Annotated in this window: 19 protein-coding genes; 16 read left to right on the top strand and 3 right to left on the bottom strand. The window is 51.2% G+C overall.

Translation table 11 applies throughout. The features are described from left to right. Positions 1 to 258 precede the first annotated feature (258 nt). The gene (gene rsmD / locus G358_RS0115410; RefSeq protein WP_019638135.1) at positions 259 to 882 is read left to right on the top strand and encodes a 16S rRNA (guanine(966)-N(2))-methyltransferase RsmD; all 624 of its coding nucleotides are present in this window, start codon (positions 259 to 261) and stop codon (positions 880 to 882) included. Beyond that, positions 857 to 1363, top strand: a complete 507-nt coding sequence (gene coaD, locus G358_RS0115405) for a pantetheine-phosphate adenylyltransferase (RefSeq protein WP_019638134.1) — start codon at positions 857 to 859, stop codon at positions 1361 to 1363. The genes rsmD and coaD overlap by 26 nt, the downstream gene beginning before the upstream one ends. A gap of 154 nt (positions 1364 to 1517) precedes the next feature. Here coaD and G358_RS30245 read toward each other — a convergent pair whose 3' ends face one another. Then, complete coding sequence (locus G358_RS30245) at positions 1518 to 2771, bottom strand: nucleoside recognition domain-containing protein (RefSeq protein ID WP_240480037.1); 1254 nt, start codon at positions 2769 to 2771, stop codon at positions 1518 to 1520. Positions 2772 to 2884: 113 nt separating this feature from the next. Here G358_RS30245 and G358_RS0115395 point away from each other — a divergent pair, with 113 nt between their 5' ends. Next, entirely contained in the window at positions 2885 to 3973 is a 1089-nt protein-coding gene (locus G358_RS0115395; RefSeq protein WP_019638132.1) for a SepM family pheromone-processing serine protease, read from the top strand. Between the two features lie 256 nt (positions 3974 to 4229). On the opposite strand, the gene G358_RS0115390 is transcribed toward G358_RS0115395, so the two are convergent. Next, entirely contained in the window at positions 4230 to 5483 is a 1254-nt protein-coding gene (locus G358_RS0115390; RefSeq protein WP_019638131.1) for a nucleotidyltransferase, read from the bottom strand. Between the two features lie 246 nt (positions 5484 to 5729). Here G358_RS0115390 and G358_RS0115385 point away from each other — a divergent pair, with 246 nt between their 5' ends. The 13 genes from G358_RS0115385 (at position 5730) to trhA (ending at position 19092) form a co-directional block, all read left to right on the top strand. After that, positions 5730 to 6248, top strand: a complete 519-nt coding sequence (locus G358_RS0115385) for a YceD family protein (RefSeq protein WP_019638130.1) — start codon at positions 5730 to 5732, stop codon at positions 6246 to 6248. 52 nt (positions 6249 to 6300) lie between these two features. Next, positions 6301 to 6474 carry a 50S ribosomal protein L32 gene (rpmF, locus tag G358_RS0115380; protein ID WP_019638129.1) on the top strand — a complete coding sequence of 58 codons (174 nt, stop codon included), beginning with the start codon at positions 6301 to 6303 and terminating at the stop codon, positions 6472 to 6474. A 209-nt stretch (positions 6475 to 6683) separates the two neighbouring features. Beyond that, entirely contained in the window at positions 6684 to 7280 is a 597-nt protein-coding gene (gene fapR, locus G358_RS0115375) for a transcription factor FapR (RefSeq protein ID WP_019638128.1), read from the top strand. Further along, the gene (gene plsX, locus G358_RS0115370; protein WP_019638127.1) at positions 7264 to 8268 is read left to right on the top strand and encodes a phosphate acyltransferase PlsX; all 1005 of its coding nucleotides are present in this window, start codon (positions 7264 to 7266) and stop codon (positions 8266 to 8268) included. The genes fapR and plsX overlap by 17 nt, the downstream gene beginning before the upstream one ends. After that, positions 8268 to 9254 (top strand): beta-ketoacyl-ACP synthase III, encoded by a 987-nt coding sequence (locus G358_RS0115365; RefSeq protein WP_019638126.1) that lies wholly within the window; start codon positions 8268 to 8270, stop codon positions 9252 to 9254. Before plsX ends, G358_RS0115365 begins: the two co-directional genes overlap by 1 nt. A 100-nt stretch (positions 9255 to 9354) precedes the next feature. Further along, positions 9355 to 10290 carry an ACP S-malonyltransferase gene (gene fabD, locus G358_RS0115360; protein WP_019638125.1) on the top strand — a complete coding sequence of 312 codons (936 nt, stop codon included), beginning with the start codon at positions 9355 to 9357 and terminating at the stop codon, positions 10288 to 10290. A gap of 223 nt (positions 10291 to 10513) precedes the next feature. Further along, positions 10514 to 11263: a 3-oxoacyl-[acyl-carrier-protein] reductase gene (gene fabG, locus G358_RS0115355; RefSeq protein WP_019638124.1), complete on the top strand. Its 750-nt coding sequence runs from the start codon at positions 10514 to 10516 to the stop codon at positions 11261 to 11263. A 69-nt stretch (positions 11264 to 11332) separates the two neighbouring features. Further along, complete coding sequence (gene acpP / locus G358_RS0115350; RefSeq protein ID WP_019638123.1) at positions 11333 to 11566, top strand: acyl carrier protein; 234 nt, start codon at positions 11333 to 11335, stop codon at positions 11564 to 11566. Positions 11567 to 11686: 120 nt separating this feature from the next. Continuing rightward, a complete protein-coding gene (fabF, locus tag G358_RS0115345) occupies positions 11687 to 12925 on the top strand; it encodes a beta-ketoacyl-ACP synthase II (RefSeq protein ID WP_019638122.1) in 1239 nt (412 codons plus the stop codon). Between the two features lie 12 nt (positions 12926 to 12937). Beyond that, a complete protein-coding gene (gene rnc, locus G358_RS0115340; RefSeq protein ID WP_019638121.1) occupies positions 12938 to 13633 on the top strand; it encodes a ribonuclease III in 696 nt (231 codons plus the stop codon). Between the two features lie 115 nt (positions 13634 to 13748). Continuing rightward, entirely contained in the window at positions 13749 to 17321 is a 3573-nt protein-coding gene (gene smc, locus G358_RS0115335) for a chromosome segregation protein SMC (protein WP_019638120.1), read from the top strand. 81 nt (positions 17322 to 17402) lie between these two features. Next, the gene (gene ftsY / locus G358_RS0115330; protein ID WP_019638119.1) at positions 17403 to 18407 is read left to right on the top strand and encodes a signal recognition particle-docking protein FtsY; all 1005 of its coding nucleotides are present in this window, start codon (positions 17403 to 17405) and stop codon (positions 18405 to 18407) included. 46 nt (positions 18408 to 18453) lie between these two features. After that, positions 18454 to 19092: a PAQR family membrane homeostasis protein TrhA gene (gene trhA, locus G358_RS0115325; RefSeq protein ID WP_019638118.1), complete on the top strand. Its 639-nt coding sequence runs from the start codon at positions 18454 to 18456 to the stop codon at positions 19090 to 19092. 215 nt (positions 19093 to 19307) lie between these two features. On the opposite strand, the gene G358_RS0115320 is transcribed toward trhA, so the two are convergent. Next, the gene (locus G358_RS0115320; RefSeq protein WP_019638117.1) at positions 19308 to 20360 is read right to left on the bottom strand and encodes a GntR family transcriptional regulator; all 1053 of its coding nucleotides are present in this window, start codon (positions 20358 to 20360) and stop codon (positions 19308 to 19310) included. Between the last annotated feature and the right edge of the window lie 49 nt (positions 20361 to 20409).

The following is a 20409-nucleotide window of genomic DNA, read 5'->3' as shown; positions in this document are numbered from 1 at the left end:
TATGGGGAAACGTAAGTCTTCTCCGCGGTTGTCTACGACATTTGTGATGTCGATATCTCAAGTTTGTCCCGGTTCGTTCGATTTATACCTGAGGGATGGAAAAATGTTAAGAAAAGCGTTTAACATCATATTTCCAAAAAGCAGGCTGGCATAACGTTAGTTTTTTTGTAAATTTCAATCCGCTAATGATTGTGGTACGATATCGACATACCATGTAAACATGGTCAAACAGGTATCTAAAGTAAGGTGTGAATAACGATGAGGGTAATTTCGGGAAGCGCGCGGGGCAGACCGTTGAAATCCGTTCCCGGCACAGGCACAAGACCGACTACAGATAAGGTGAAGGAAGCTTTATTCAGCATGATCGGCCCCTATTTTGAAGGCGGCAATGTACTTGACCTATTTGCGGGCACAGGAGGCCTCGGGATCGAAGCGTTAAGCCGCGGCATGGATAAGGCGATCTTTGTAGATCTGGATTACAAAAGTGTTGAAACGGTAAAAGCAAATTTAAAAGCAACAGGGTTTCTTGGGCAGGCAGAGGTATATAAAAATGACGCAGAGAGAGCACTTAAGACGCTGGCTAAACGAGGGGCGTCTTTTGATCTTGTTTTTTTAGACCCGCCGTACCGTTATAAAAATAGCAACAAACTGATGGAACGGATGGACGAGCTAAACCTGCTGCAAAATCAAGCTGTTCTTGTATTGGAGTACGACTCTTCCTTCGAATATCAGGATCAGATCGGCCCATTCAAAATGATGCGTAAAACAGAGTATGGAGAGATAGGAATTACGATTTATGTCTACGAGCAACACTACGAAATAGCGTCGGACTCGATGGAGAAGAAGAGGGAGGAGCATGATCGGCATGGAGCAACAACATGAGCTTCGAATCGCGGTGTACCCCGGCAGCTTTGATCCGGTAACAAAAGGGCATATGGATATTATTCAGCGTGCCTCCCGGCAATTTGACCGGCTTATTGTGGCTGTATTGAACAATTCAAGCAAAAACCCCCTATTCACGGTGGAGGAGCGAAAGGAATTGATAAGGGGAGCGACGCAGCATTTGCCGAATGTGGAAATCGACAGCTACCGGGATTTGCTCGTCAATTATATGGATTACAGGCAAGCCCACGTGATCGTTCGGGGAATTCGCACGGTTACGGATTTTGAATATGAGCTCCAGCTCGCTTCTACGAATCATAAGCTGAACAGTGAAGTCGAGACGATTTTCATGATGACCAATCCGAAATATTCCTATTTGAGCTCCAGCATCGTTAAGGAAATTGCCAGCTTCCAAGGCGATGTATCGGATCTCGTCCCACGGATAGTAGAGGCTGCGTTAAAGAACAAATACTCAAAATAGACAGCTAGCTCTTAACAAGGAATAAGAAGTAGGTCTTGTAAAAAATAACAACCAGCTCTTTGCGGGAGTTAACAATCAGCCTTTGTGTAAAAGGCAGCAAGCTCATAGCAGAAAAAAACAACAATGTCCTAACAACAGAAGCCAATTGCTTAAATTAAAGCGCGCTGTTGTATTTCATGTACCGTTTCCAGAGCAAAGCAGCGAATAGGGTCAGCGTCGTAAGCAGGATAAGTATACACAACTGCCAGGATACGACATTCAAGAAAACCTCCCATTGGGGCAATTGAAGTTTTCCTTGCGCCACCCAGATGGCCGCATCGTTCGTATCCCGGTAGGCAGAATTCGCCGGGAGCATTGAGGCAGACAGCGGATTCCAGAGCAGTAAGGTAAATACATAGGCATAGATGCCGTGGACAAGCCGGTTCACAAAGAAGAAAGCTCCGCTGCGCCCGGTTGGCTTTAATAAGGCGCGAACTTGCAAATACCCGCATAGACCGCTCCATCCGAGAGCTGCCCCAGTCAGGGCAAGCGGCAGGGGCGCTGCCACATTGAGTTTAGAGAGCGAATGAGAACCAAGGTGGACTTCCAGCAGGGCGGCGATCGGCGCTGCGGACATGGCTGGCGGTATGATTAGAGTAAGCAGGGAAGAGACCGTGTGAATGATGACGGCAAAGATAAGCATATATCCGCCTGTAGACATCAACACTTGTACTCCTCGGTTCACGGAATCGCCCAGCAGCTTTCCAAAGCTCCGCCCATCCTCACGCCGTGCTTCTTCCATGTTCCGGAATGCGCGCCTCCAGCGGAAGCCATTCTCCATATCGGAGCGCTCAGCGGTTAATTTTCGTTTGCCGGAGCGGGCAGGGGATGGCCGTGCGGATGATAACCAATTCATGGTCAACGCTGCGCTTAAACCGGAAGCCCAATGGACACCTAACAATAGAAGCCCTATTTCTGGCTGTCCCATAAATGCGGTGCCGATTACGATCACAATGAGCACCGGACTGCAATAATGGGCGAAGCTGGCCATTTTTTCTGCTTCCTGGGCAGTAATGCGGCCTTGCATATATAAAGTTGCTGCAGCTTCGGCGGCCGCGGGAAACCCGGCGGTCATTCCCAAGGGAAGAATCCAGCCGAGCGATCCGGGCAGGCCGAGAATCCGGCGGGTAAACGGTTCGATCAGCGTGCCGAGCCCGTGAGCAAAGCCAGTGGCCATTAAAATTTGGGACAGCACGATAAAAGGCAGGAGCGAAGGGAATACAATTCTCCACCATAAAGCCAGTCCTTGACTTGAAGCTTCAAAAGCCTGGCTAGGTGCATAAATAACACAAACCACTAACAGGACGGCGGCAGTACCCATCAGAATGGTTGAAAATACGCCGCTCGTTCCCGGTCGTTCGTAGTTCATCGGCATGTTCACCTCTTTGAGGACATATGGAAGGCTAGTACATGTCTATGCTCATTTAGAAGTTGTCAGACCAAACAGTTAAACCGCTTCGGTGAAAAGAGAGGGAGCAATCTATGCGTCAATCCAGGACAGGAGTCATAAAAACGGGGTTGTATATACTCACGCTCGCTATAATGGTGTACGTGGTAGTTTATATGCCGACTCCATATATGATCAATCAGCCGGGTACGGCGGAAGAGATCAAGCCGATGGTGACGATACCTGCTGGGGACCCGGAGGAAGCAGGCACGTTTATGCTGACAACGGTGTCCGTAAGCTATGCCAACCTGGCCATGCTGGCTACGTCCCGGTTCCAGTCCCATACCGAAGTCGTGCGCAAGGAGCCCGACCGGAACGAGAAGGAATACGCGACCCAGCAGCTTTATTATATGAGCAGTTCCCAGTCGAATGCGGTTTTGGCAGCGTATCGTTTGGCGGGGGTTGAGTACGAGGTCGTTCCTGAGCATGTTTTTGTCGTGGGATTGGCCAAGACGAAAGCCACAAAAGGAGATTTTCAGCCTGGGGATATTTTATCCAAGGTGGATGGTCATCCGGTGAAACGATTTGAGGATCTGCCAGAGCTTCTGCAAGGAAAAAAAGCAGGAGATCGCGTGGATGTGGAGTTAATACGGAATGGCAAGGAAATCAGCCAGCAAGTGGATCTTGTGGAAATCGGACAGGAAGATGTGCACCGCAAGGCAGGCTTAGGCGTTTCGGTTGGCGAGGTGCGGAAGGTGAAGCCTGCCGATGCGGACATGGAAGTCCATTTTGCCGATACACGCATCGGCGGGCCGTCGGCCGGGCTGATGTTTACGCTTGAAATTTATAATCAGTTAACTCCCGGCGACCTGAGCAAAGGCTACCGGATCGCCGGGACTGGAACGATAGCGGAAGATGGAACCATCGGCTCGATCGGCGGCGTACAGTTCAAAATTGTCGCTTCCGACCGGGAGCAGGCCGAAATATTTTTTGTGCCTGAGGCGAACTATAAGGATGCCAAAGCTAAAGCAGATGAAATCGGCACATCGATGAAGCTGGTTCCGGTGAAGCATGTGGAAGAGGCGCTGCACTATTTGCAGGAACTGCCTGCAAAGCCGTCTAAGTCATCTAAGTCATCTAAATCATCTAAATCATCGAAGCCATCAACTGAAGAAGCTGCCTAAACGACTGAAGCTGTCAATCGCAAAAATTTTTTGCTGTACCACGAAAAAAATTGTCAGCCGCAAAGTCGTAGATACAACGAAACTGCTACCAAGAAAAGTCATCAGAAAACGTCAAATCGTCGAAAAGTTAACTGTAAAAGTCGTTTATACCATCGAATTTACCAACTGAAAAATCGCCTAAACATCCGAAGCCGTCCCCTTTGCAAAAGCCCCTAAACATCTCCAAGACCGGTCTTCAAAAGGCTCTCTAGGCGGCTCAAATTGTAATTGGCGGCTGCCGGTATTCTCTAAACACTTCAGAGCTGTTCCGGATAGGCATAGCGTTCGCATAAGCCGCAGCAGCCCGTATATCCAGATCGAGGCGGGGATGGGTCAAGCTTGCTGCTCTAGTGACGATGGGCAGGGGACAGCGGGTTTTCATTTGCCGCAGCATTGCTCTGCCTTTGCTGCTAAATCCGAGCACCCTTATGTAGCCTGGACCTATGGCCAATTCCTGCGGGGACAGAGCGGAGCGCTGGTGCTGCAGTAAAATGTGCAGCAGCATGCGCTGTAATTTCGTGTAGGTGTAGCGTTTGGTTTTCAGCTTCATCAGCAGCTCGTTTACGGTGAGCTGTTGCAGCCCGGGGAGCATTTTTTTGATGCGATGCTCTAAACCTTCGGTAACCTCATGATGCTCGGCAAGCTTGGCCGGAGAGCTTGTCAACAGCTGGTGGAAGAGCGGTGCCGCGAAGCTCTCCCAAGTGACAGGACCTCGCCCGGCCCTAAATTCCCGGGCGAGGATTTCCGCCGTAAAGGGCGGAATGTAGGGGGCGGCGGCCTTCAGACCGCCTTCGCCCGCGATCAGCCCGCGTATGGCGGTGGCGCTGGCGATGTCCGCGTCGCCGGGCTTGGCGTCGTGGTAGCCGGCGCCTTCACGCCGCACGGTGAGCGGCGTGATCCGGCTGCCAAGCCGCTGCAGCGCGATGAGGTAGTGCAGCCCAAGGCTGTTGTTGGGCTGCTCCAGCAGCGCTTTCGCGGCAGCGGCCGCGGCGCCCGGGTCGCCGCCCGCAGGGGCGGCCCCGCATCTCGCGGCAGCGGCGGCGTAGGCCGCGGGATAGCTCGCCCCGGTGGCGAGCTCCTCCGCGATGGCCGCCTTGAGCGCGCCGCTCTCGCCCGCGAGCTGCCGGGCGAGCGGCTGCAGCTCGGCGAGCGTGCCCGCCTCGCTGCCGAAGCAGAGATGCGACACGATGCCCGTCGCATCGAGCAGCGCCGCGGCGCCGTACGCAAACCACTCGGCGGGCTGGGCCGCGTATGCGACCGGCAGCTCCAGCACGAGATCGGCGCCGGCATGCAGCGCCATTTCGGCCCGCGCCCATTTGCTGACGAGCGCAGGTTCGCCGCGCTGCAGGAAATCGCCGCTCATGACGGCGATGACGCCTTCAGCCGCAGCGAGCCGTTTGGCTTCCGCAAGATGGAGGGCATGTCCGTTGTGAAAGGGGTTATATTCAACGATTACTCCGACAACGCTCAACTTATCGTGACCACCTTTTCAGGTATATTATTTATGACTATAACATGACGGTGATTTTTTTCGAAGCTGCCTCCTATTGAAAACATGTGGATAGACGTATTTTATACTGCGTGTAATATTCATGCGGATGGACGTATTTCATAATATGTGTAATATTAGTGAGAAAGAGAAGCAGTTCCCGCTTTGCTGTTGACAAAACTTACTTAAAATCGGTATAATAATTTTTGTTTGTTTGGAGTGATACTCATGAATTTTAGATTTCGCCAGATGGCGGCTCACGACGGGCCGAAGCAGCTGCAGGAAGCTCTCGATATGAATCATGTCGTCAAAGGACGCAATGACATTCACGGCATCAGTCCGCTTGTATGCGACTTGACCGCTGTGTACGTGGAAGGGAATGTAGTCGAGGTGACAGGTATGCTGTCCGCGGAAATGGACATGTCCTGCTCCCGCTGCCTTAAGCCTTTGAAACGTAAAGTCGATATCGAATTTGAGGAAACTTTCAAACGCATTGACACCCCCGAAGAAGAAGGGCAGAATGAAGAAGAGGATGACATTCGGCTGATTGCCGAAGATCAAGTGGACTTGAATCCATATATTGAAGAAGCTTTGCTTCTCAATCTTCCATATGCTGCCGTTTGCAAGGAAGACTGCAAGGGACTTTGTCCCAGCTGCGGGACGGACTTGAACGAACGGGATTGCGACTGCGAGAAGGAACGGATAGATCCACGGCTGGCAGCGCTCGGTGACTTTTTTAAAAAATGAAATTACAATGTGACACCGTAATAAGGTTGACTTCATTAAGGAGGTGGGAACCATGGCAGTACCTCAACGGAGAACGTCCAAAACGCGCCGCGACAAACGCCGCACGCATTTCAAATTGGCTGTGCCGGGCATGGTAAAATGTGAACAATGCGGAGAATTGAAGCTTGCTCACCACGTATGTAAAGTTTGCGGAACATACAAATCGAGAGAAGTTATCAAAGGTTAATCCTGATATTGATCTCAAAATTTAAACAGCACTTCCTTATCTGGAGTGCTGTTTTTATTGTTTCTTTATCGAAAGAGGGGGCTGTTAATTTCTTTCTCTTTATTTTTGCAAAGAGATGTTTTATACTCTATCCTAGTACCTGGTTCTAAATTGATGCGGGAAGTTTTACATATAAATAGAATCATTTGGGGGTGAGTCCCATCGAACGTTTGCCCAAAAGGGCTAGGCAGCAGCGGCTCGTCAAGCTGATCGAGGAAAATCCATTCGTGACAGATCAGGAGTTGACCCGTCAGCTGAAAGTTAGCATCCAGACGATACGGCTGGATCGGATGGAGCTCGGCATTCCCGAGCTTAGGGAGCGGATGAAGCTGATGGCGGAACGCTCCTATGATCAGGTGCGCTCATTGCCGCTTCACGAAGTTATTGGCGAAATCGTCGATTTGCAGCTGGATAAGAGCGGCATTTCTATTTTTGAAATAAGCAAGGAGCATGTCTTTTCCCGGACGGGGATCGCGCGGGGGCATCATGTATTTGCCCAGGCCAATTCACTAGCTGTGGCAGTGATCAATGATGAGATTGCGCTTACCTTCTCAGCGGATATCCGTTTTATCCGATCGGTTCATTTGGGCGAGAAGTGTATTGCCAAAGCTTATGTCCGTCCAGTGTCCGGCAACAAGGGCAAGGCCAAAGTAGAGGTGTTCACCTATGTCGGCGAAGAGATGGTGTTTCAGGGGAATTTCGTCATTTACCGCTCTGCAGTAGATGATAGTCACGAAGGAGGAAGTCAGCATGAGAGTCGCCATTGATGCCATGGGCGGTGACCACGCGCCGCAGAGCAACGTTGAAGGCGCTCTGGCCGCGGCCAAAGAATGGAGCGATACCGAAATTATTCTGGTTGGCGACCGTGAGCAGCTGGACCCACTGTTAAAGGGCTCGGAAGTACCGTCCAATTTGCGGCTGCATCACGCCGCTGAAATCATTGAGGCGGACGATGAACCGGTAAGGGCTGTACGCCGCAAGAAAGATGCTTCTATGGTTGTCGCAGGGAGGCTTGTACGCGAAGGTGAAGCGGAGGCGATGATCTCCGCAGGCAACACCGGCGCGTTAATGACGACGGGACTGCTCGTAGTCGGGCGGATGAGCGGCATTGAGCGTCCGGCGCTGGCGCCGATGATTCCGACGATGGACGGGCAAGGGGTGCTGGCGCTGGATCTTGGCGCCAATATGGATGCGAAGCCGGAGCACCTGGCTCAGTATGCGTTGATGGGCAGCATTTATCGTGAGAAAGTACATGGCATCCGAACACCGCGCGTCGGCCTCCTCAATGTGGGGACGGAAGAAACGAAGGGGAATGAACTGACGAAGGCAGCATACCCGCTGATTCAGCAGCTTCCAATTCATTTTGTGGGCAATGTCGAAGCAAGAGATGTTTTGACTGGTGCTTGTGACGTGCTTGTTTGCGACGGATTTGCCGGCAATATTTTACTGAAGGCGCTGGAAGGAACCGCCGAGGCCATATTTTCGATTCTGAAGCAGGAGTTCACCAAATCATTAAAAAATAAGCTGGCCGCCGGTCTACTGATGCCATCCTTCCGGGGATTGAAGGAGATGCTGGACTACAAGGAGCATGGCGGCGCTCCGCTGCTGGGTCTTAGCGGGCTCGTTGTAAAGGGCCACGGCTCCTCTGACGGCGAGGCGATCAAGAATGCGGTAAGGCAGGCAAGAACAGCGATTCAGAGCAGTTTGACAGAGAGTATTTCACTGGAAATCAGCGGGAAGCGAGTGGTAGAGTGATGAAAGCACGTTCAGTAGGCATCATCGGAACAGGGAAGTACGTTCCTGAGCGAGTATTAACGAATGCTGAATTAGAGACGATGGTAGAAACAAATGATGAATGGATCGTATCGCGTACGGGAATTCGGGAGCGGCATATTGCAGCTCCAGAGCAGGCGACCTCGGATTTGGCTTATGAAGCCGCTGTGCGCGCGCTGAAATCTGCGGGAATTACAGCTGAAAATTTGGAATTGATCATTGTGGCCACAGTGACGCCGGATATGACGTTTCCTTCCACCGCTTGCATACTGCAGGAGAAGCTTGGAGCCAAGAAAGCGGCGGCGTTTGATTTGTCTGCGGCCTGTTCCGGGTTTGTATACAGTCTTGCCGTGGCGAATGGTTTTATTCAAACGGGAATGTACAGTAATGCGCTCGTTATCGGGGCGGATACTTTGTCCCGTATTACGGATTATACGGATCGCAACACCTGCGTCCTGTTCGGTGATGGTGCAGGAGCCGTCGTGCTCGGGGAAGTACCGGAAGGCAGAGGCTTCCTCTCCTTCGATCTTGGGGCAGAAGGCGCTGGAGGCGAGCTGCTGAAGCTGGAGGGAGGCGGTTCGCGCTATCCCGCTTCGGCCGAGACGATCCAAAGCGGCAAGCACTTCATTTACATGAATGGACGTGAAGTATTCAAATTTGCGGTCCGTGTCATGGGAACGGCTACGGAGGAAGTGCTGCGTAAAGCCGGTAAGGATAAGAGCGAAATAGATCTGTTTGTTCCTCACCAGGCGAACATCCGCATTATCCAATCCGCTATGCAGCGGCTGGATTTGCCCGAGGAGAAATGCGTCATCAACGTGGATAAGTACGCAAACACATCGGCGGCTTCGATTCCGCTTGCTTTGGTCGAGGCGGCGGAGGAGGGACGCGTTCAGGCGGGCGATACGGTGCTATTGGTTGGCTTTGGCGGAGGATTGACCTGGGGAGCTTCCGTACTCGTTTGGTAATTTTGAAATGATTATAATTTATACAACTTCATGCGGCTAGACGGCATGTCTGGACTCGAACATATGTGATGGAGTGGCTAAGAAAGGGTGCTGACGATTTATGGGGAAGCTGGCATTTGTATTTCCGGGACAGGGTTCTCAAAGCGTGGGAATGGGCAAAGATATTTATGACGCGATGCCGGATTCCCGGCAGCTGTTCGATCAGGCGGATGAAGTGCTGGGCTTTCCGCTGACCAAGCTAATTTTTGAAGGGCCCGAAAAAGAACTCAAGCAAACGGCCAATACACAGCCTGCGCTGCTGACTACAAGCATGGTGCTTTATGAAGCTTTTGCCGCGAAAGGAATATCCCCAGACTTTGTGGCCGGCCACAGTTTGGGCGAATACAGCGCGTTGACGGCCGCCGGAGCACTTAGCTTTGCGGATGCGGTCGCTACGGTAAGGGCGCGCGGTGAATTTATGGAGCAGGCCGTGCCGAGCGGGCAAGGGGCCATGGCTGCAGTGTTGGGCGGGGAACGAGAAGCGCTGGCTGGATTGTGCGCTGAAATTACGTCTGGCGGGAATCTGGTAGAGCTGGCGAACATCAACTGTCCGGGGCAGATCGTTGTTTCGGGGAGCAGTGAAGGCGTAGCAGCGGTGGTGGCGCGTGTAAAAGAGATTGGCGCCAAACGGGCAATTCCGCTGGAAGTAAGCGGACCGTTCCATTCCTCTTTGATGAAGCCAGCGGCAGAGCGTCTTGGCGGGAAGCTGGCCGAGTTGGAGATCGGGGATGCATCGATCCCGGTTGTTGCTAATGTCACGGCAAGTTCGGTCCGGCAGGCCGAGGACATCGCCAGGCTGCTGGTCGAACAAGTATATTCCCCCGTGCTGTGGGAGGACAGCGTTTCTTGGCTGTTATCGCAAGGCGTCGATACTTTTGTGGAAATTGGCCCTGGCAGTGTGCTGACCGGATTGATTAAGAAAATAAGCCGCGACGTCAAGACATATAACGTAAATAGTTTTGAGAGCTTGGAACAAACGGCTGCGGCACTGCTGTAGCTATTAGTATTCTGCAGCTAATAGTATTCTGCAGCTTCTAGGGTGAAATGGCTGTTAAGGTCTGAAGCTTCTGGGATATTGCAGCTCAGCTCCTAGGTTTCTGTTGCTAGGGTGCAGCTTTAGAATACAGCTCAGTGTTAAAACGGTGTGTCTGCTGTTCGCTTTAGGGCTCGCAACGCAGCAGCCTTACGCTACGTTATACTCTAGGAAAGGAGAGAATGCAATGACAAAACAGCTAAGTGGCCAGGCTGCCCTGGTGACGGGGGCTTCCCGCGGGATCGGGCGTGCCATCGCGCTTGCGCTTGCCGAGGGTGGTGCAAATGTTGCCGTTAATTACGCTGGTAACGAAGAAGCTGCTGCTTCTGTCGTCCGTGAAATTGAAGCGCTTGGCGTAGAGGCATTTGCGGTGAAAGGCCATGTGGGTGACAGCGCGCAATTCGATGCCATTGTCAAACAGACCCTGGATGCGTGGGGGCGGATTGATATTTTGGTGAATAACGCGGGGATTACTAGAGATAATCTAATAATGCGTATGAAAGAAGAAGAGTTCGACGCTGTCATTGAGACGAATCTGAAGGGTGTATTCAACGGGATTAAAGCGGTAACCCGCCCGATGATGAAGCAGCGCTCAGGACGTATTATTAATATTTCATCCGTCGTCGGTGTGCTTGGCAATGCGGGCCAGGCCAACTATGTCGCGGCCAAGGCCGGCGTAATCGGTCTTACCAAATCGTCTGCGCGCGAACTGGCGAGCCGGAACATTACGGTGAACTGTATTGCACCGGGGTTTATCGCGACGGATATGACCGATCAGCTGCCTGAGGAATTGCGGCAAGGACTGCTTGGCGACATTCCGCTTGCCCGTCTGGGACAGCCGGAAGAAATCGCCAAAGTCGCTGTTTTCCTCGCTTCGGATGCCGCATCTTATATGACGGGGCAAACGCTGCATGTAGATGGCGGAATGTATATGTGATTTTGAGTTTCGCTTCTATGGCATTTTGATTTTAATTTTCGTATAATACGAAAGAGGAGGTGAACCGGAATGTCTGATGTATTGGAACGCGTAAAACGCATCGTTGTGGATCGCCTCGGCGCAGATGAAGCTGAAGTGACGCTTGAAGCGTCTTTCAAAGATGACCTTGGTGCTGATTCGCTCGATGTTGTTGAATTGGTTATGGAGCTCGAAGATGAATTTGATCTGGAAATTTCAGATGAAGATGCAGAGAAGATTACGACTGTAGGTGAAGTTGTAAACTACATACAATCTCATACCTAATGTCATTCAAAGTCCCGTACCTCCTTTTGAAGGCGGGACTTCTCCTCATCTTAACGATTATTTTCGGGAGTTTTAGTAAATTACAATATTGCACATGAGATCTATACGAGGTGAGTGTGTTTGAAGCATAGAGTGGTTATAACAGGCATGGGAGTCGTTACGTCTCTTGGACAAGACCTGGATAAATTCTGGAGCAATCTGACCGCAGGGAAATCAGGGGTGTCTGCTATCGAATCATTTGATGTCAGTGACTATCCGACACGGATTGCGGCATCGATAAAGGATTTCAATCCAGAGGATTATGTGGACCGCAAAGAAGCGCGCAAGATGGACCGTTTCGTTCAATTTGCAGCAGCAGCGGCTACGAACGCCATGAAAGACAGCGGCCTGATGATCGGAGAACAGGTTGAACCCGAGCGGGTGGGGGTCATTATCGGTTCAGGCATCGGCGGACTTGGAACGTGGGAAGATCAACACAATGTTTTGCTGCAGAAGGGCCCGAAACGAGTAAGCCCCTTCTTTATTCCGATGATGATCGCCAATATGGCTTCCGGGCACGTCTCGATACTTTTCGGAGCGAAAGGCCCTAACAGTACAGCGGTAACGGCGTGCGCGACCGGAACTCATTCCATTGGCGATTCTTATAAATTGATTCAGCGCGGGGATGCCGATGTCATGATTTGCGGCGGCGCAGAAGCGACAATCAGACCGACGGGTCTCGCCGGATTTTGCTCGATGCGGGCGATGTCGACTAGAAATGAAGAGCCGGAGAAGGCGAGTCGGCCATTTGATACAGGACGTGACGGATTTGTGATGGGGGAAGGGGCAGGGATTCTCGTGCTTGAATCGCTGGAGCATGCCCAGAAGCGCGGTGCGAAAATTTATGCCGAAGTTATCGGCTACGGACTGAGCGCTGATGCCCATCATATGACGGATCCGGATCCGAATGGCGCACGGCGCTGCATGGAAATGGCTATTCGCGACGCGGACATTCAGCCTAATCAAATTGATTATATTAATGCGCACGGTACTTCAACTCCGGTTGGGGACCGCTCTGAAACGAAGGCTATCAAAGAAGCGCTTGGAGAGCACGCGCGCAAGGTGGCCGTCAGCTCGACGAAATCGATGACGGGGCATTTGCTCGGTGCAGCAGGCGGCGTGGAGGCCGTTATTTGCGGCCTGACCATTCAGAATAGCATGATCGCACCGACGATTAACCTTGAAAATCAGGATCCGGAATGCGATTTGGATTATGTCCCAAATCAAGCAAGACAAGCAGACGTTACAGTAGCGATGTCCAATTCCTTCGGATTTGGCGGACACAATGCCACCATTATTCTGAAAAAATTTGAAGCATAAGGGGTCAGTCTGTTGAGTGGAGATCTGAAGCAGTTACAGCACAAACTTCAAATAGTATTCCAAAACCGACAGCTGTTGAAACAGGCCTTTACCCATGCATCCTATGTGAATGAGCATCGGTTCAGTCAGCATCAGGATAACGAGCGTCTGGAGTTTCTGGGCGACGCCGTTCTTGAGCTGACTGTATCCGAGCATTTGTACCGAATGTTTCCGGATCGTCCAGAGGGAGAATTGACCAAGCTTCGCGCTGCGATCGTCTGTGAACCATCCTTGGTCAAATTCGCTGAGAGTCTGGAGTTTGGTAAATATGTTCTGCTTGGTAAGGGTGAGGAATTGACCGGGGGACGCACTCGTCCCGCATTGCTTGCGGATGTCTTCGAATCATTCATTGGTGCGCTTTATCTGGATCAGGGTTTGAAGGAAGTTAATGCATTTTTGCATAAGTTCATATTCTCGCAATTTATGATTGACGGCAAGCTGCAGACGACGGATTTCAAAACGGAGCTGCAGGAGCTGACCCAGCATCATAATTTGGGGGTGCTTGAATACCGGATTATCGAAGAACGGGGACCTGCCCACGAACGTGAATTCGTCTCAGAGGTTTCGATGGATGGACGGGCGCTGGGCAAAGGAACGGGACGCTCCAAGAAGGAAGCGGAACAGCAGGCTGCCGCTGTAGCATTAGAACGATTAAAAGCTTCGTACTGACTACAATTAAATGGTGTGATGGATAGTCCCCGTGCAGCAAGCAGCGGGGACTTCTTGCTTGTCCCATTAAGCTTTTTTGTATGTTACAATAGTTGGTAGAGGTGATCGTGAAGGTATGTTTTTGAAACGGATCGAGTTAGCAGGTTTTAAATCATTTGCCGACAAAACGGAAATGGAATTTGTCCGTGGTATTACGGCCGTTGTTGGCCCCAATGGCAGCGGTAAAAGCAATATTTCCGATGGTATTCGCTGGGTGCTTGGCGAACAGAGTGCCAAGTCGCTGCGCGGCGGCAAAATGGAAGATATTATTTTTGCGGGCAGCGATGCGCGTAAGGCAGTTAATTACGGAGAAGTCTCCTTGACACTCGACAATACGGATCATGCCCTCCCGCTCGATTTTAGTGAAGTGACGGTAACGCGGCGGGTTCATCGCAGCGGGGACAGTGAATACCTGATCAATAAGCAATCCTGCCGGCTTAAAGATATTACCGAGCTGTTTATGGATACAGGGATCGGGAAGGAAGCTTATTCTATAATCGGTCAAGGGCGCATTGAGGAAATTTTAAGTACCCGGTCCGAGGATCGCAGAGGAATTTTTGAGGAAGCCTCAGGGATTGTGAAGTATAAAAGCCGCAAACGGGATGCCCGGCGAAAACTCGATGACACAGAACAAAACTTGCTGCGTATTCACGATCTGGTCAGTGAGCTGGAAGATCAAATTGGGCCGTTGAAAGAGCAATCGGAGAAGGCGCTTCGCTATAAAGTGCTTCGCGAGGAATTGAAGCATAAGGAAATATCGCTTTATGTCCATCAAATCGAGAGCATCCATGAAACATGGAGCGAGGCGAACAGCAAGCTATCGAAGCTGCAGGAGGAACAGCTTGCTTTGTCGACTGTCGTATCGGCTCATGATGCCAAGCTGGAGAGCGACCGGCTGGCTCTCCGCCAATTGGAGGAGCATATCGATATTTTGCAGGGGCAGCTGCTGGAATACAGTGAGAGCTTCGAGAAGAGTGAAGGATTCGGCGAGGTATTGAAGGAGCGGGAGAAGAACCTGCTCCAGAACCGGGAGCAATTGCTTCAATCGCTGACTATAAATGAAGAGCGGTATGCCGCGCGTTCCGCAGAGATGGAAATTTTAGCGGAGAAGTTCGCGGAAGCAGAGAAACAGCTTCATGCGCTAAGGACTGAGCTTTCGGCGGAAGAGATTAAGCTTGTGGGCGTTACCGGCGGGATCAGCCAGGCCCAGGAGGAAGCGCTGAAAGGGCAATTACTGGATACGATGAACCAAATGGCGGAAGCCCGGAACGAAATCCGCTATGCCGACCAGCAGAAGGAAGGCGTCCAGCGCCGGATGGACCGTTCGGAAGAAGAGGGTGCGAAATGGCGGGATGAGCTCGAGCGGCTGAAGGGCAGAAAGACAGAGCTCGAGCAGGTGCTGGAGCGTCTAGCCAAAGAAATTGCCGATCTTCGCAGCCGCTATATTACGGAGAGCGAGCGTCATCAGTCGCAGCAAAAGCTGGCCGAGGAAAGCTCGGCTAACATCCGTAAATGGGAGCAGCGGCGAGAAGCGCTTATCTCCCGTCGTGACACTATGAAGGAGATGGAGGAGGACTTTGACGGCTTTGCTCTTGGCGTAAAGGAAGTGCTGAAAGCTTCCCGCAAATCGCTGCTTGGCGGCGTTCACGGCGCTGTTGCCGAACTGATCCGGGTACCGGAGAAGCTGGAGCTCGCTGTTGAGACCGCACTTGGAGCTGCGATGCAGCATATCGTCATGGAAAATGAAGCCGTCTCCCGCCAGGCGATCGCGTTCTTGAAGCAGCGCCAGCTTGGGCGGGCGACCTTCCTTCCACTCGATGTCATTCGTCCGCGGCAAATGTCCGCGGCGGATAAGCGGACGATGGAGGAAGCAGAGGGCTTCATCGGCATTGGCGCCGAGCTTGTCGGCCACGATCCGCGTTATGCGAATATCGTAGGCAGCCTGCTTGGCAATGTCGTATTCGCTAGCGACCTGGAAAGAGCCAACAAAATGGCGGCACGCTGCCAGTACCGTTTCCGGATCGTCACGCTTGAGGGCGATGTCGTAAATGCCGGCGGTTCGATGACCGGGGGAAGCCAGCATCGCAAAAACAGCAATTTGTTAGGGCGGAAGCGCCAGTTGGATCAGTTGGCCACAGACATTCGCGAAAGCGAGGATATGCTGGGCAAGCTTAGAGGCGGACTCAATGATGTCCGCGCTCAAATGATGCAATGCGAGCAAGAGCTGGAGAAGCTGCGCGAAGCCGGGGATGCCAAACGGACAGAGGAGCAGTCCTACACCGGTGAGCTGAAGCAAGTGGAGCACGAATGGAGACATGTCTCCGAGCAATTCGAGCTGTATGGGCAAGAGAAGGGGCATTATACGCGGGAGATTGAGGAACTGGATAGGAGCAAAGCCTCGGCAGAAGCGAGGCTCAAGGAACTGGAGCAGGAAGAACAGACGATCCGCCAGTCGATTCAAGCCGCAGAATTTGCCCGTAAGGCGAATGAGTCGGTGAAGGAAGAACTGCAAGAGCAGTTGACCGGACTTAAAGTGCGTGAAGGCAAGCTGGATCAGGAATGTCTTTCTTTGCGCGAGCAGCTGCAGCGTTCACAGGAAGAATGCGATATACAGAAAAAAGAGCTGGAACAAAATCGCAGTATTCTGCAATCATTTGAAGTAGATTTGAAGCAAAATGAAATGCAGAGCGTCAATCAGCGGGAGGAACTGAATGACTTCAAATTGAAGAAGGAGCGTACGAGCGAGCAGCTTGACATGGAACGTGCCTCCCGCAGTGTGCTGGTCAAGAAGCTGGAGGAAGGCGAGAACGAGACGAAAGAGCAGAGGATTGGCCTTAAGGCTGTCGAGGAACAGCTGCGACAAACGGAGATACAAGCGAATCGTCTCGATGTGGAGCTGGACAACATTTTACATAAGCTAAGCGATGAATATGAGCTTAGCTTCGAGCTGGCGAAGCAGCGCTACGCTGTTCCAGAGGACGTGCCGCAGACGCAAGCGCAGGTTAAGGAGCTGAAGCGGCAAATTACGCTGCTCGGTGAAGTTAACCTGGGAGCGATCGATGAATATGAGCGCGTATCCGAACGTTATCAGTTCCTTAGTGAGCAGAAGGATGATTTGGTGGAGGCCAAGACGACGCTGTACCAGGTCATTAAGGAAATGGATGAGGAAATGTCCAAGCGCTTTAAAGTTACTTTCGATGCGATCCGCCGTGAGTTTGGAACGGTATTTACCAAGCTGTTCGGTGGGGGCCGCGCAGATCTGGTGCTGATCGACCCGGACAATCTGCTTGAGACGGGGATCGATGTTGTAGCCCAGCCGCCGGGCAAAAAGCTGCAAAACTTACAGCTTCTCTCGGGCGGTGAACGCGCATTGACAGCGATGGCGCTGCTGTTCGCTATCCTTCATGTTAAACCGGTGCCGTTCTGCGTGCTTGATGAGGTCGAAGCGGCGCTGGATGAAGCGAACGTGGCCAGGTTCGCCCAATATTTGCGCGAATTCTCCGAGCAAACCCAGTTCATCGTCGTAACGCACCGCAAAGGGACGATGGAAGAGGCGGACGTTCTCTATGGGGTGACGATGGAGGAAGGCGGGGTATCCAAGCTCGTCTCCGTCAAGCTGGAGGATGAGGAAACGGTGGAAATTGCTTGAGCGACCCAGCCGTGGCATAATGAGAACAATAGAGGTATTTTTGCGATCGATCTCGATAGGATGATCTAAGGGAGGAACCACATGAGTTTCTTTAAGAAATTGAAAGACAGCATCGCCTCCAAAACGGAGACGGTAACAAAGCAATTTAAAGACGGGCTTGAGAAAAGCCGCAAAGGCTTCGTAGAGAAAGTGACTGAGCTGGTCACTCGCCGTAAGAAAATAGATGAAGATTTTTTCGAGGAATTGGAAGAGATATTAATCGGTGCTGATGTCGGTGTGAATACAGTCATGTCATTGATCGACGATCTGCGCAGTGAAGTGAAGAAGCGGCGAATCGAAGAGGCTTCCGAGCTGCAGCCAATCCTGTCGGAGAAGCTGATCGAACTGCTTCGCGGTGACGAAGATAACGAATTGAAACTGAATCCTAATGGCATCAGTGTCTTCCTGTTTGTTGGGGTGAATGGCGTCGGAAAGACGACGACGATCGGCAAGCTGGCGCATCATTATAAGCAGCAGGGCAAGAAAGTGCTTCTTGCGGCCGGAGATACGTTCCGCGCGGGAGCGATTGAGCAGCTTGAAGTATGGGGCGAGCGTGTCGGCGTAGACGTGGTCAAGCAGCAAGCGGGTTCCGATCCGGCTGCGGTTATGTTTGATGCTGTACAAGCTGCGAAGCAGCGCGGAGTTGATATTTTGCTATGTGATACGGCTGGCCGCTTGCAGAACAAGTCAAATTTGATGGAAGAACTGAATAAAATCTATCGGGTCATTCAGCGTGAAATTCCGGATGCCCCCCATGAAGTGCTGATGGTGCTTGATGCAACGACCGGGCAGAATGCGCTCAGCCAGGCAAAACTGTTCGGTGAGAAGAGCGGTGTTACCGGCCTAGTGTTAACAAAGCTTGATGGTACAGCCAAAGGCGGCATCGTAGTCGCGATTCGTCAAGAGCTGAGTCTGCCGGTGAAGTTCGTTGGTCTTGGAGAGAAGATGGAGGATTTACAGCGTTTTGATTCCGAGCAATTCGTGCACGGCCTGTTTGCTGGCCTGATTCAGGAAGAGGAAGAAGCTGGCGGAGCCAGCGGCGAGTAGCGGAGGATTAGAGAGAAGATACCAAAATGATAGGAGGCGATACAGTATGGCCAATACGCATACTTATCCGCGCAGGGAGGAAATCGCCAATGCCATCACTCACGGGATTGGAGCTCTTCTTAGTGTGGCGGCGCTTGTACTGTTGATCGTTTTTTCCAGTATAAAAGGCACTGCTTGGCATATTGTCAGTTTCACCATATATGGTGTCAGCATGCTGCTGCTCTATATGAGCTCAACGTTAGTGCACAGTTTCAAGGAAGGCAAAGTAAAGGACTTGTTCGAGTTTTTCGATCATTCCTCCATCTATATTTACATCGCCGGTACGTACACTCCGTTTTTGCTCGTAGCTATTCGCGGCCCGCTCGGCTGGAGCTTATTCGGGACAATATGGGGGATTGCCCTGCTTGGCGTTGTATTTAAAGCCTTTTTTGTGAAACGGTTCTTGTTCCTGTCCACGTTTTTCTATCTCATTATGGGTTGGCTGATCGTCATTGCTTGGGGACCGTTAACCGCTGCTGTACCGTTTGGGGGAATGGCGCTGCTTGTAGCCGGTGGGATTCTCTATTCATTAGGTACGATATTTTATGTGTGGCGGGCATTTCCTTACCATCACGCCATCTGGCATCTGTTCGTTCTGGCGGGAAGTGTGACGCATTTCTTTGCAATTTTATTGTACCTGCTGTAGTGATAACCGATAATTAGCGTAGATAGTGAAGAGCAATTTGGTTTTAGAGCCTTGCTTTCAAGTTTGGCGACTTCATTCCGTTCGTTAAATTTCAGCAGCTAATCGTTAACGAAGCCATACCCAATCCTTTCTTTAGAATGATGTTTAGTTAGCACATTCTGTAGGTGAAAGGGGGTATGGCTTTTTTGAGCGTTAATAGGTGAGGAGCCTCAGGGTTATGATTCGTTTTTCAGGCGGAGCGTTGCGGGTTCAAGATGCTGTAGCGGCGCTTCCGTTCCCTGGAGCTGGATTTTTAGAAACTCAATGCTTTTTTGACTGATTTCCTCAATGTTTTGTGCTACATAAGAAACGTCCGGCAACTCGGGATCGTCGAAGGTAATAAGCTCAATGCGGTCCAAAAGATCATAATCCCTTAAATAGTTGTAAACAAAATGGGCCAGCTGGACATTTACAGTGAAAATAGCCGTAACATGCTCTCTTTCTTTTAAAAACTCAGCGATTTCATCCTTTGCCCGGCCTTGCTGAATCGTTTGCAAGCTCAGTAAGCACCAAAGCGTCTTGTCGATGGGGAATTGCTGTTCCAAATAGGCATTCTCATAACCGGCAGCCCGGTCTTCGGTGACCGAGTTCGTGATTTCAGGCGAAATGTAGGCGATATGCCGGTGCCCTTTATTCAACAAATAGGTGATGGCGTCAAAGGTTCCCTGGATGTTATCCGTGGTTACACGGGAGACACGAATGTTTTTAAAGAATCGGTCAATCAACACGACGGGAAATTTGTCGAATGACAGCTGAATGATGGTTTCGTTGTAAATCTCCGCTTCGGTCGGGAAAATAATCAGGCCCTTGATCCCCATATCCATGAGTTGCCGAACGGATTGCGTTTCTCCCTCCGCCGATTCCCTAGTTATCCGCAGTAAAATCTGAAATCCTTCCTCATAGGCATATTGTTCGATAAAGTTAAGTAATTGCTGATCCACCCGTGTTTTCATGCTTGGAAAGATAACTCCGATCAAGGTCGGACTGGCGGGTGCGGGACGCATTTGCGCGGATTGAGGCGAGACGAAGGTCCCTTTTCCCTGGATCCGGTTAACCCAACCCTCCTCAGCGAGGCCGATCAGGGCGTTTTTGGTCGTAATTTGACTGACGCGATACAATTGGGACAATTCCTTCTCTGAGCCTACCCGATCTCCCGGCCGAAGAATGCCCAGCCTAACCTGTTCCTTAATTTTCTCCTGAATCTGTTTGTATAGAGGTTGTTCTTTCATATTGAATGATCACACCTAAATTTAATTTATATACTAAGTTGATTATATA

Source organism: Paenibacillus fonticola DSM 21315, from assembly GCF_000381905.1.
GTDB classification, from domain to species: domain Bacteria; phylum Bacillota; class Bacilli; order Paenibacillales; family Paenibacillaceae; genus Fontibacillus; species Fontibacillus fonticola.
This window is presented reverse-complemented; position numbering and strand designations above follow the sequence as displayed.